The organism is Blastochloris viridis (genome assembly GCF_001402875.1).
GTDB lineage: Bacteria > Pseudomonadota > Alphaproteobacteria > Rhizobiales > Xanthobacteraceae > Blastochloris > Blastochloris viridis.
Genome location: NZ_CP012946.1, coordinates 2,417,472 through 2,430,337 on the forward strand (window position 1 = coordinate 2,417,472; position 12,866 = coordinate 2,430,337).

A 12,866-nucleotide genomic window follows, 5' to 3' on the forward strand; every position below is an offset into this window, starting at 1 on the left:
GACGACGTTCGCGCCCGCTGGACCATTCTCGCGGCTGCCGCCGAGAAGCGTCGGCTTTCTAGCAAATAAGCCACTCCGCGCAATGGCCGCGCTGTCGTCGCCCACTGCGGACCCCAGTGTGCGCCGCAACAAATGATTGCGCACAAAACCACGCCAATACAGCGCGCTACCGGTGAAAGCGGGCGGGTCCGGCCGTCCTGTCGCCGCGAAATTAGGCGGCAATCCAACTAAAGGATGATGGCGGACGCCGCGGATTCCGGTGGACGCACCTGAGCACCGCCGCGCAAAGGGACAGCAGGGTGGAAGCTTCGTGCTCTGGGCGGCGAAAATCCCGTTCTCGAACAGGACTTTTGGCGCGAATAGCCCGATTTCGCATAAACCGTCCGTGTCAGAAATGGCTGAAGCTCAGCTGCTTCAGCCTCATCGGCCCCTGCGGGCCGTAGAACACCGGAGGGCCGGGCTCGGCGGTGATCTCGCCGATCGCGGTGACCGCAACCCCGACCCGCGCCGCCGCCGACATGAGGGCGTCCAGCTCGTCCGGCGCCACCGCCATCAGGATCTCGTAGTCGTCGCCCCCGGTCACGATCCGCTCCAGCAGGTTGGGATCGCCGAGCAAAGCGGTCGCAGCGGCACTCGACAGCGGCAGCAGCGCGGTCTCGATGCGGGCGCCGACGCCCGACAGCGCGCACATCTTGGCGAGGTCGCCGGCGAGGCCGTCCGACACGTCCATCGCCGCGCGAACGTGGTCGCGCAGCGCCGCGACCAGCTTGGTGCGCGGCTGCGGCAACAGGTAACGGTCGGCAAGGTGGGCCTTGTCGCGAAGGTTGAGTCGGCCCAGCCCGCGCGGCACGAGGTGGCGGCGCTGCAACAGCCCGAGCGCGGCATCGCCGATGGTGCCGGTGACCACCACCCAGTCGCCGGGCGCGGCGCCGGCGCGGCGAACCATGCCGCCGGCCGGCACGGAGCCGAACGCGGTGACGGTGAGGGTCAGCGGACCGGGCGTGCGCACGGTATCGCCGCCGAACAGCGGACACCCGTAGGCTGCGGCGTCCTCGCCGAGGCCGCGGGCGAAGGCGTCCAGCCACTCCGGCTTGATGCCCTCGGGAAATGCCGTCGAAATGACGAAGCCAAGCGGATCGGCGGCCTTGGCGGCAAGGTCCGACAGATTGACCCGCAGCGCCTTCCTGGCGATGGCGTCGGCGGGATCGTCGGCGAAGAAATGCACCCCCGCCACCAGGGTGTCGGTGGTGATGACCAGTTCGCAACCCGGCGGCGGCGCCACCGCGGCGGCGTCGTCGGTCAGACCGAACGCGCCCTCGTGGGTGGCGATCGGGGCAAACACACGGTGGATCAACGCGTCCTCGGCCGACAGCCTGCCGGCCGGGACGGCATGGACCACCGGGCGCGGCCGCACCCTGGCCGGCGGCGGCGCGGCCGCCGCTGGCGGCTCGCGCGGCCCTGCCGCCGGTGCCGGCGAGGGGTCGGGCGGCGCGGCCGGCGCCGCCGCCTCGGCCTCGGGACCGAACAGCTCGGCGTTGAGCAGCTTCGCCTCAAGCGCAATCTCGGCGGCGTCCGGTCGGGGCGGCGCCGGCTCGGCCGGCGGGTGGGGCGCCGCGATCTCGGTCCAGCTCGCATCGGCCGGCTCGAACGCGGTCCATTTCGGCGCGAACGGCCGCTCGGGCCCGGCGGCCGCGGCATCCTCGGCCAGGCCGGCTTCGGGCGAGGCCGACGGCTTCCCCAGCCGCGGCGGCGGCACGTCGAGCACGAACGGCTGGTAGCCCCGCGCACCGGCACCCGGCACCGTCTCGGCCAGACGCGGGGCCGGCGGCGGGTCAGCCGGACAAGGCTCGGGTGGCCAAGACTCGGATGGCCAAGACTCGGATGGCCAAGACTCGGGCGGAAAAGACTCGGGCGGAAAAGACTCAGACGCGGTGGATTCGGATGTCGCGGGTTCGGACGCGGTGAGGTCCGACGCGGCGGGCTCGGCGGCGGCGGGTTCGGCCGGGGCCGGCGCGATAAGCTCGAGCTCGGCCGCCGGCACCGGCGGCGTGCCCACCGGCGCCATCGCCGAGCCGAAATCGAGCGGGCCGAGGTCGAACGCGCCCAGAGCGAACTGGAACGCCGCGGGATCGTCCTTACCGTTGGCAGCGGGACCGTTGGCAGCGGGCGGCTCGGGCTCGGCCGGCGCCGGGTCCAAGGACACATGGGCCGGCGATGAGGCCGAAGGCGCCGGCAAAACCGAGTCTTCCAACGAAACCTTGGGAGTTGCCGGAGCGACCGGCTCGGGTGCAGCCGCGGGGGTCGGGGACTTGGCCGTCACCGGGGACTTGGCCGTCACCGACGCCTTGGCCGCGGCGGACGCAAGATCGATGCGCTCGACCCCGAGCCGGGGCATGCCGTGCTTGGTGGCGGCCGGACCAAGGCTGGTCGGCTCCGCAGCAAGGTCTGGGGCCGGCTTCGGCTCAGTCGCCATGTCAGCGGGCACCCTCCCCGGCGAACTCGCCGGCGCGCAGCTTGCGCGCCAATCCGTCGAGCACGGCATTGGCCATCGAGGTCTCGTCCCCTTCGAGGAAGGCGCTGGCAACGTCGACATACTGCGACACAACCACCCGCGCAGGAATATCCGGCCGGGACAGCAGTTCGTAGCAGCCGGCCCGCAGCAGCGCGCGCAGCACCGCCTCGACCCGCTTGAGCGGCCAGCCGCCGCTCAAGGTGGCGTCGATCAACGGATCGATCTGGCGCTGCTCGCGCACCACGCCTTCGACCAGATCGCGGAAGAACGCGACCTCCGCTTCCGGATGGGCAACGCCCTCGACCTCGCGGCCGATCCAGTGGCTTTCGAATTCCGCGAACACATCGGCGGTCGGGGTCGCGGCGACGTCCATCTGGTAGAGCGCCTGCACCGCATTGAGGCGGGCACCGGCCCTCGCGACGCGGCGGGACGACGCTTGCTGCGGCTTCATCACAAACACTCCCGTCCATCCAGGCGACGCTTCAGGCGCAGCAGCGTCAGCACCGCACTCGCGGCGTGGCCGCCCTTGTCGAGGCGCTGCGGGTCGGCACGTTCGAACGCCTGGGCCTCATTGTCGACGGTCAGGATGCCGTTGGCGAGCGGAAGCGCGCGGCTGACCGCAAGATTCATCAAGGCGCGGGCCGATTCGCTCGCCACAATGTCGTAGTGCGAGGTTTCGCCGCGAATGACGCAGCCGAGCGCCACCACGCCATCATAGGGCGTGCCGTTCGCGGCCGCGGTGGCGAGCGCAATCGCCACCGCGGGTGGAATTTCCAGCGAGCCGGGCACGGTGATGCAATCAACGGTCACGCCAGCGGCGCGAAGCCGGCGCAGCGCACCGTCGAGCAGAAGGTCGGCCAGCGCGTCGTAAAACCGCGCCTCGACCAGCAGGACGCGCGCGTCGGCAATGGGTTGCTCGGCCTCGGCGGCCGGGCGGGACGAAGACACAATCATCTGAAGGTTCCGGGTTTGCGCCCGGAGATACGCGGATCAGCGCGCCTCGGCAAGGCGCGCGGCGTAGCGGGCCATCAGATCGACTTCGAGATTGAGCCGCGAGCCCGCCGTCAGCGTGCCCCAGGTGGTCACCGCCAGGGTGTGCGGAATGATGTGAACGGTGAACGCATCGCCGGACACCTCATTGACGGTGAGCGAGGTGCCGTCCAGCGCCACCGAGCCCTTGGCGGCGATGAAGCGCGCGAGCTGGTGCGGCACGCGCAGCACGAAGGTGGCCTGGTCGGCGCCGTCGGTGCGCGTGACGATCTCGGCGAGGCCGTCGACATGGCCGGTGACGATATGGCCGCCGAGCTCGTCGCCGATCTTCAGCGAGCGTTCGAGGTTGATGCGGCTGCCGACCTGCCAACCGCCGGCGGTGGTGAGCTTCAGCGTCTCGGCGGCGGCGTCGATGGCATAGACGGTGCGGCCGGCCGTCTCGGCGACCTCGATCACCGTCATGCAGATGCCGGAATGGCAGATCGAGGCGCCGAGCGCGATCGAATCGGCCGGGTAGCGGCAGGCGACCGAGAGCCGCCGCAGATTGTCGCGCTCGGCAACTGCAACCACCTCGCCGATATCGGTGACGATGCCGGTGAACATGTCAAATCCTCCTCGAAACCGTCATGGTGTCGGCGCCGACCGCCACCCGCTCGATGGTTTTCAGCGCCGGCGCGGCGGTCAGCGCCGTCAGCGGCAGCCCGGCGAGCGCCGGCAGCGCGTCGTCGCCAAGCACGACGTTGCTGCCGAACACCACCGCCTCGTCGACCAGATCGGCCCCCAGCAGCGCCGCCGCCAGCGTCGGCCCGCCCTCGACCATCAGCCGGGTGATGCCGCGCAGCGCCAGCAACCGCAACACCTCGGCGAGATCGAGCCGGCCGTCGGCACCGCGGCCGACCCGCATCACCTCGGCGCCGGCCATTGTCAGCGCGCGATCGCGATCGACGTCGGCGTCGGCGCCGGCGATCAGCCACAGCGGCACGGTGCCGGCGGTAGCGACCAGACGCGACGACAGCGGCAGCTTGAGCGCAGGGTCGAGCACCACCCGCACCGGCGAGCGCGCGGCGAGGCCGGGCAGCCGGCAGGTCAGTTCGGGATCGTCGGCGAGCGCGGTGCCGATGCCGACCATGATGGCATCGTTCAGCGCCCGCAGCATGTGGACGCGAGCGCGGGCAGCCTCGCTGGTGATCGCCGCCGGGTGCGGCCCGGCCAGCCCGGCCTTGCCGTCGGCGGACACCGCGAGCTTCAGCATGACGTGCGGCCGGCCGTCGCGCACCCGGCGGATGTGGCCGGCGTGCGAGCGCTCGCCCTCCGCCCGCAGCACGTCGCGCACCACCTCGATGCCCGCCGCCTCAAGTTTCGCGAAGCCGGCGCCCGCCGTGCGCGGGTCGGGATCGCCGACCGCGGCCACCACGCGGGCGATGCCGGCCTGGATGATGGCCTCCGTGCAGGGCGGGGTTTTGCCGAAATGGGCGCAGGGCTCCAGCGACACGTAGAGCGTGGCGCCGCGCGCCGCCGCGCCCGCCATGGCCAGCGCCCCCGGCTCGGCGTGGGGGCGGCCGCCGGCCTGAGTCCAGCCGCGACCGACGATCACCGGCCGGCCGTCCTCGACGCGCACCACCAGCGCACCGACCGCAGGGTTGGGCCAGGTGGTGCCGCGCGCCGCGTCGCCGAGCGCGATTGCCGCCGCCATCAGCCGAACGTCATCCGCAACCAGCGCCGCGGCCGAGCCTGCGGTCATGGCCGCTCGACGCCGACCGTCGCGTGGGCAATCTCGCCCAGCAGGTTCTCGAAGTCCTTGGGATCGCGGAAATTCTGGTAAACCGAGGCGAACCGGACATAGGCCACGGTGTCGATGTCACGCAGCCGCTGCAGCACGAGCTGGCCGATCGCCTCGGAGCCGACCTCGCTCTCACCCTGGCGCTCCAGCTGGCGCACGATCTCCGACACCAGCCGGTCGATGCTCTCCTCGTCGACCGGTCGCTTGCGCACCGCGACCGCGATCGAGCGACGCAGCTTCTCGCGGTCGAACGGCACCCGCCGGCCGGAGCGCTTGAGCACCGTCAATTCGCGCAGCTGCACCCGCTCGAAGGTGGTGAAGCGGGCGCCGCAGTCGGGGCACACCCGCCGCCGCCGCACCGCCGTGCCGTCCTCGGAGGGGCGCGAGTCCTTCACCTGGGTGTCCAGGTTGGAACAGAAGGGACACTTCATGACCCGCGCCGCCCTCTCATCGGATCCTCTGGTGGGATCATGTCCCGCGGGATGCCATCCCGCGAGACTTTGTCATCACTGGCCGTAGACCGGAAAGCGCCGGGTCAGCTCGCCGACCTTGGCCGCCACCGCGGCCTCCGCCGCCGCATTGCCGGCCTCGCCGTTGCTCGACAGCCCGTCGAGCGCCTCGGCGATGAACGCGCCGACCTGGGCGAACTCCGGGGCGCCGAAGCCGCGGCTGGTCGCAGCCGGGGTGCCGAGCCGGATGCCGGAGGTCACCATCGGCTTTTCGGGGTCGAACGGGATGCCGTTCTTGTTGCAGGTGAGGTGCGCGCGCCCGAGCGCGGCTTCCGCCGCCTTGCCGGTCAGCGACTTCGGCCGCAGATCGACCAGCAGCAGGTGGTTGTCGGTGCCGCCGGTGACCAGCGCGAAGCCGGCCTTCAGCAGGGTGTCGGCCAGCACCTTGGCGTTGGCCACCACCTGGGCAGCGTAGGCGCGGAACTCCGGCCGCAGCGCCTCGCCGAACGCCACCGCCTTGGCGGCGATCACGTGCATCAGCGGGCCGCCCTGAAGGCCGGGGAAGATCGCCGAGTTGATCTTCTTGGCGAGCCCCTCGTCGTTGGTGAGGATCAGGCCGCCGCGCGGGCCGCGCAGGGTCTTGTGGGTGGTCGAGGTGACGACGTGGGCGTGCGGGAACGGCGAGGGATGCGCGCCGCCCGCCACCAGCCCGGCGAAGTGGGCGATGTCGACCATGAAATAGGCGCCGACCTCGTCGCAGATGGCGCGGAAGCGGGCGAAGTCCCAATGGCGGGCATAGGCCGAGCCGCCGGCCAGGATCAGCTTCGGCTTGTGCTCGCGGGCGAGCTTCTCCACCGCGTCCATGTCGATGCGCTGGTCATCCGGGCGCACATTGTACGGCACCACGTTGAACCACTTGCCGGACATGTTGACCGAGCTGCCGTGGGTCAGGTGGCCGCCGGCGGAGAGGTCGAGGCCCATGAAGGTATCGCCGGGCTTCAGCAGCGCCAGGAACACCGCCTGGTTGGCCTGGCTGCCGGAATTGGCCTGAACGTTGGCGAAGGCGCAGCCGAACAGCGTCTTGGCGCGGTCGATCGCGATGTTCTCGGCGATATCGACGAACTCACAGCCGCCATAGTAGCGCCGGCCGGGATAACCCTCGGCGTACTTGTTGGTCATGATCGAGCCTTGGGCCTCGAGCACGGCGCGCGAGACGATGTTCTCCGAGGCGATCAGTTCGATATGGTCCTGGAGCCGCGTCAGCTCCTTGGCGATGGTGGAGGCGATCTCGGGATCGCTCTCGGCCAGCGAGGCGGTGAAGAAACTGTCGAATAGCGGCCGGCTGCGCTCGACGTCGGAAACCGACATGGCCACGCCCCCTCTTGACTCACGGTTGCGTTGATCCGGTCGCGGCGCGGGCCGAAGCCACGCCGTACGGCCGAAGCGGTCGCTTACCACGACCGACAGGGGTCGCCAAGGCGACCGGACCCAAGATATGGCCCGGAGCGGGCAATTATTGCGGAGACTCGCGGGTACTCGGCCAGGGCGGGAGCGGAAGGGTGCCACCGCACCTTCGGCATTGACACCCCCCTCACGCCACCACCGCTAGCAGCGTCAGGTGGTCCCACCACGAATTGGGGCGAACGTGCTGCGACACCACCCGGAAGCCGGCCACCTCCACCTCCGCCACGATGGCGGCAGCTTCAAGCAGGGCGCGGGTGGGCTTGCCGTCCTCCATCAGGCAGCGCGCGGCAGGGTCGAACCGGGCACGCGCAGTCGCCGATTTCGGCTCGCCGCACATGGTGCTGACGACGAACACGCCGTCCGCTTTCGTCACCCGCCGAACCTCGGCGAGACAGGCGGCGCGATCGCAGCCGATGAGGCAGTGCAGGCAATTGCCATCGATCACGGCGTCGAAGCAGCCGTCTGAACAGGCTGGCATGGCCCGCACGTCGCCCCGGCGGAACGTGCCGGCGAGGCCACGCGCCTCGAACGCCGCATGCGCCCAGGCAACGGCGTCGCCGGATTGCTCGATGCCCTCGACGCGGTAGCCCTGCTCGGCGAAAAGCGCCGACACCAACCCATTGCCGCAGCCGAGTTCGAGGAGGTGCGCCGGTGGCGGCGGAAAGTCCGCATGCCGCCGCAGCCACGCCAGCGTCTGCATCCAACCGTCGCGACGGCGGGTGGCGGCGGCGCCACCCCAGCCGGCCGCGCCTGCCGCCCGCAGCCGGGCGTATTCGACATTCACGTCCTGGCTCATGCGAATGCCTCCCTGGGTGCCGGCTCCGGACGGGCGCCGACATGCTGTCGCCGTGATCCTGGACCATCATTGTATTGTTTCACCACCGTCGTGCTGCGCCGCGCTCCTACCATTCTGCCGAGACCCAGAATGTCCTTCTCCGAAAAGTCGTCAGCCGGAGAGGCATTTCATGCAGATATTGCCACATCCGAAGTTGCGAGCCTGCCGCCGCGATCCAAGTTCGACTGCCATCCGCTCGCAATTGTTTGATCGGACCCGAGTGCAGGTGGACGGCGGGGTCGCAACGTTTGCTAAAAATTAAGGTGGCCGGATCGGCGCGCCGGGCTAAACGTAAAAGAGTCTGTATCTACATTTGGCGTAAGCCATTTTAGCGTATCCCGGCCGTGCGGGACCGTTGCGCACCGAAACGCTCCGCCGAGCGGTGCGCTCCCGCATCGCCCGTCGGCCATTTTCGAACACGTTGGACCGGACATGTCGCGTTTTCGCTCCCTGCCGATTGCCACCCTGGTCGTGCTGGCCGGGCTCGGATGGCTGTTCTGGCCACAGCTCAAGCCGCTGGTGGCGATGGTCCCCGGCCTATCGAGCTTGGCCGAACACCAAGGCGACGCCGCCCGACCAGCCGCCGCACCGCGCGGCGTGCCGGTGGTGACCGACAAGGTCGAGCGCAAGGACGTGCCGCGGACGCTGGACGCGGTCGGCACCGTCCAGTCGATCGCCTCGATCCTGATCCGACCGCGCACCGACAGCGAGATCACCGCGATCCACGTCGAGGAAGGCGCCAAGGTCAAGGCCGGCGAGCTTCTGTTCACGCTCGACGACCGGGTGCTGCAGGCCCAACTTGCCCAGGTCGAGGCCCAGGCCCACAAGGACGAGGCCCAGCTCGAACAGGCCAAGCGCGACCTCGACCGCGCCGAGGACCTGCTGCGGCGCAAGATCTCGACCCAGGTGCAGCGCGACATCGCCGCGACGCTGGTCCGCGTCAACGAGGCGCAGCTTGCCTCCGACCGCGCCCAGCGCGACAGCCTGCTCGCCTCGCTCAGCTACACCAAGATTGTCGCGCCGGTGTCCGGCCGGATCGGCTCGATCACCGCCAAGGTCGGCGCCGTGGTGCGCGCCGCCGATTCCGGCGTGATCGCCACCATCAACCAGTTCGACCCGATCTATGTGGCGTTCTCGATCCCGCAGTCGGCGCTGGTGCCGCTGCGCCAGGCGATGGCCGAACGTCCGGTCAGCGCCGAGGTGAGCACGCCGCGCAAGCCGGTGCGCGGCACCGTGACCTTCGTCGAGAACGCGGTCGATCCCGCCACCGGAACGGTGCTGGTCAAGGCGACCATGCCCAATAGCGATGAGTTGCTGTGGCCGGGTGCGTTCGCGTCGGTCCAGGTCATCCTCGGCGAACAGGCCGGCGCCACCGTGGTGCCGTCGGCGGCGGTGCAAATCGGCCAGGACGGGGCGTTCGTGTTCGTCGTCAAGGACGGCAAGGCTGAGCTCAAGCGCGTCGCGGTCGAGCGCACCCAGGGCGATGTCACCGTGCTCGCCTCCGGCGTCGAGCCGGGCGAGGACGTGGTGATCGACGGCCAGCTCCGCCTCGTCAACGGCGCCCCGATCAACCGCAATCCAGCGCGCGCCACCACCGCCGCACCCGCCCTCGCCAACGGAAGCTGAGCCCATGCTGTCTGCGCTGTGCATCCGCCGCCCGGTGATGACCATCCTGCTGATGGTGTCGTTCGTCGTGGCGGGCCTGTTTGCCTACCGCCAGCTTCCGGTGGCGGCGGTGCCGCGCGTCGACTTTCCCACCATCCAGGTGTCGGGCTCGCTGCCCGGCGCCAGCCCGGAGACGATGGCGGCATCGGTTGCCTCGATCCTGGAGCGGCAGTTCTCCACCATCGCCGGCGTCACCTCGATGGCCTCGACCTCGACGCTGGGCCAGACCTCGATCGTTCTGCAGTTCGACCTGAACCGCAACATCGACGGCGCCGCGCTCGACGTGCAGTCGGCGATCTCGACCGCGCAGCGCAAGCTGCCGACCGACATGACGACGCCGCCAAGCTTTCGGAAGGTGAACCCGGCCGACGCGCCGGTGCTGTTCCTGGCGCTGTCGTCGACCCAAGCCCGGCTGTCGGATGTCGACGCCTTCGCCCAATCCTCGATCGTGCCCAGGCTGTCGACGCTGCCCGGCGTCGCCCAGGTGATGGTGTTCGGCTCGCAGAAATATGCGGTCCGGGTGCGCGCCGACCTCGACCAGCTGGCAGCGCGCGGCCTCAGCCTCGCCGAAGTCCAGACCGCGCTCGCCAACGCCAATTCGCTGACGCCGGTGGGCTCGGTCACCCAGAGCAACCGCAACGTCATTTTGGATTCGACCGGCCCGATCATGCGTGCTGCCGACTTCATGCCGGTGGTGGTGGCTTGGCAGAACGGCGCGCCGGTGCGGGTCGAGGACATTGGCACCGCCATCGACTCGATCGAGAACGACAAGGTGGCGAGCTGGTTCAACGGCGACCGCGCCATCGTGCTGGCGGTGCAGAGGCAGCCCGACGCCAACACCGTCGAGGTGGTCGACCGCATTCAGCAGATGATGCCGCAGATCCGCGCCGAGCTGCCGTCCGGCGTCAGCATCGACGTGATGATGGATCGCTCCAAGCCGATCCGTGCCGCCATCGAGGACGTCGAGATTACGCTCGGCATCGCCATGGTGCTGGTGATCATCGTCATCTACTTCTTCCTGCGCAGCGCGCGGGCGACGCTGATCCCGGCGATTGCGCTGCCGATCTCGCTGATCGGCACCTTCGCCGGCATGTATCTGTTCGGCCATTCCATCGACAACATCTCGCTGCTGGCGCTGACGCTGTCGGTCGGCTTCGTGGTCGACGATGCCATCGTCATGCTCGAGAACATCATGCGCCACGTCGAGAAGGGCGAGAACCCTTACGACGCGGCGCTGAAGGGCTCGCGCGAGGTCGGCTTCACCATCATCTCGATGACGGTTTCGCTGGTGGCGGTGTTCATCCCGGTGCTGTTCATGGGCGGGGTGGTGGGTCGGATGTTCAACGAGTTCGGCCTCGTCATCTCGATGTCGATCATCATCTCCGGCATCGTGTCGCTGACGCTGACGCCGATGCTGTGCTCGCGGCTGCTCCGGCCGCAGATCGAGGAGCCGCGGCACAATTTCATGCTGCGCGGCTTCGAGCGCGGCTTCGAGGCGGTGGCGGCCGGCTATGCGTGGTCGCTGCGCAAGGTGATCGCCCACAAGCTGGTGATGCTGGCGGTGACGCTGGCGACCTTCGTCGTCACCTTCGAGCTCTACCGCGACATTCCGAAGGGGTTCTTCCCCAGCGAGGACAACGGCCTGATCTCCGGCTCGACGGTGGGGCCGGACGACGCCTCGTTCGAGGCGATGGTGGAGCGCCAGAAGGTGGTGGCCGAGATCATCGGCAAGGACCCCGACGTCGTCACGGTGATGTCCACGGTCGGCTCCGGCCCCGGCGCCAACACCCAGAACGCCGGCCGGCTGTTCATCGGCCTGCGCGACAAGCCAGAGCGCAAGGACGACGTCCAGCAGGTGATCCAGCGGCTGCGGCGCGAGGTCGCCGAGGTGCCCGGCATCAACACCTTCTTCCAGCCGGTGCAGTCGATCTCGGTCGGCGCGGTGTCCTCGCGCAGCCAGTACCAGTACACGCTGCAATCGACCGACCTCAAGGCGCTGCGCGCATTCGCGCCGCAGATCGAAAGCCGCATGCGGCAGATCCCCGGCGTGCTCGACGTCAATTCCGATCTGCAGATCAAGGCGCGCGCCGGCTACGTCACCATCGACCGCGACCTCGCCGCCCGGCTCGGACTCAATGTCGATCAGATCCGCAACCTGTTCTATTCGGCCTACGGCTCGCGGCAGGTGTCGACCATCTACGCGCCGGACGACACCTATCAGGTGATCCTGGAAGCCGACCCCAAATACACCGACCCCGGCGAACTGCTGCGCCGCCTCACCGTGCGCACGGCGAGCGGGGCGGCGATCCCGCTCGATGCGGTGGCCAAGCTCGACCAGCAGCCCACTGCCCTCACCGCCTCCCACCTCGGCCAGCTGCCGGCGGTGACGATCTCGTTCAACCTCCAGCCCGGCGTGTCGCTCGGCGACGCGGTGAGCCGCATCGAGCAGGTGACGCGCGACATCGGCCTGCCGGCGACGATCTCGACCACCTTCCAGGGCACGGCGCAGCTGTTCCAGGACGCGCTCGCCAACCAGGGCCTGCTGCTGTTCGCCGCCGTCATCGTCATCTACATCGTGCTCGGCATCCTCTACGAGAGCTTCATCCACCCGCTGACGATTTTGTCCGGCCTGCCGACCGCCGGCATCGGCGCGCTGATCGCGCTGGAACTCGCCGGGATGGACCTCTCGGTGATCGCGATGATCGGCCTTGTGATGCTGATCGGCATCGTCAAGAAGAACGCCATCATGCTGGTCGACTTCGCCAGCACCCGGCAGCAGGCCGGCGCCTCGGCCGAGGACGCCATCGTCGAGGCGGCGGCGCTGCGCTTTCGCCCGATCATGATGACGACGTTCGCCGCGGTGTTCGGCACGCTGCCGATCTCGCTCGGCATCGGCGCCGGCGCCGAGCTGCGCCAGCCGCTCGGCATCGCGGTGGTCGGCGGGCTGTGCCTGTCGCAGCTCTTGACGCTCTACATCACGCCGGTGGTGTTCCTGGCGTTCGACCGGCTGTCGAAGCGGCGGCCGGGCAAGGACAGCCCGCACCCGGTCGAGGCGGAGGACAAGCCGCGCCGCATCGCGGCGGAGTGAGCAGTTTCGACGACCTGGGCATCGTCATCCCGGGCGAGCGTCAGCGAGTTCCGGGATCGTCTTCAGGAAAAGGTACCCCTTGC

The 12,866-nt window shown here is 69.5% G+C and carries 10 protein-coding genes; 2 read left to right on the forward strand and 8 right to left on the reverse strand.

Annotated features, from left to right (window positions below):
• Positions 1-388: 388 nt before the first annotated feature.
• From thiL to BVIR_RS10650, 8 genes are all read right to left on the reverse strand, one after another.
• A complete protein-coding gene (gene thiL, locus BVIR_RS17385; protein WP_335338116.1) occupies positions 389-2,473 on the reverse strand; it encodes a thiamine-phosphate kinase in 2,085 nt (694 codons plus the stop codon).
• 1 nt (position 2,474) lies between these two features.
• Entirely contained in the window at positions 2,475-2,963 is a 489-nt protein-coding gene (nusB, locus tag BVIR_RS10620; RefSeq protein ID WP_055037636.1) for a transcription antitermination factor NusB, read from the reverse strand.
• A complete protein-coding gene (gene ribH, locus BVIR_RS10625; protein ID WP_055037637.1) occupies positions 2,963-3,466 on the reverse strand; it encodes a 6,7-dimethyl-8-ribityllumazine synthase in 504 nt (167 codons plus the stop codon). The genes nusB and ribH overlap by 1 nt, the downstream gene beginning before the upstream one ends.
• A gap of 36 nt (positions 3,467-3,502) precedes the next feature.
• Entirely contained in the window at positions 3,503-4,105 is a 603-nt protein-coding gene (locus tag BVIR_RS10630) for a riboflavin synthase (RefSeq protein WP_055037638.1), read from the reverse strand.
• A 1-nt stretch (position 4,106) separates the two neighbouring features.
• Positions 4,107-5,243 (reverse strand): bifunctional diaminohydroxyphosphoribosylaminopyrimidine deaminase/5-amino-6-(5-phosphoribosylamino)uracil reductase RibD, encoded by a 1,137-nt coding sequence (ribD, locus tag BVIR_RS10635; RefSeq protein WP_055037639.1) that lies wholly within the window; start codon positions 5,241-5,243, stop codon positions 4,107-4,109.
• A complete protein-coding gene (gene nrdR / locus BVIR_RS10640) occupies positions 5,240-5,713 on the reverse strand; it encodes a transcriptional regulator NrdR (RefSeq protein ID WP_055037640.1) in 474 nt (157 codons plus the stop codon). The genes ribD and nrdR overlap by 4 nt, the downstream gene beginning before the upstream one ends.
• Before the next feature lie 75 nt (positions 5,714-5,788).
• Positions 5,789-7,099: a serine hydroxymethyltransferase gene (gene glyA / locus BVIR_RS10645; protein WP_055037641.1), complete on the reverse strand. Its 1,311-nt coding sequence runs from the start codon at positions 7,097-7,099 to the stop codon at positions 5,789-5,791.
• 223 nt (positions 7,100-7,322) lie between these two features.
• Positions 7,323-7,991, reverse strand: a complete 669-nt coding sequence (locus tag BVIR_RS10650) for a class I SAM-dependent methyltransferase (RefSeq protein WP_055037642.1) — start codon at positions 7,989-7,991, stop codon at positions 7,323-7,325.
• Between the two features lie 471 nt (positions 7,992-8,462).
• Here BVIR_RS10650 and BVIR_RS10655 point away from each other — a divergent pair, with 471 nt between their 5' ends.
• Both BVIR_RS10655 and BVIR_RS10660 read left to right on the forward strand, forming a co-directional pair.
• Positions 8,463-9,656, forward strand: coding sequence for an efflux RND transporter periplasmic adaptor subunit (locus BVIR_RS10655; RefSeq protein WP_055037643.1), 1,194 nt, complete (start codon positions 8,463-8,465; stop codon positions 9,654-9,656).
• 4 nt (positions 9,657-9,660) lie between these two features.
• Positions 9,661-12,783, forward strand: a complete 3,123-nt coding sequence (locus BVIR_RS10660) for an efflux RND transporter permease subunit (RefSeq protein WP_055037644.1) — start codon at positions 9,661-9,663, stop codon at positions 12,781-12,783.
• Positions 12,784-12,866: the final 83 nt, after the last annotated feature.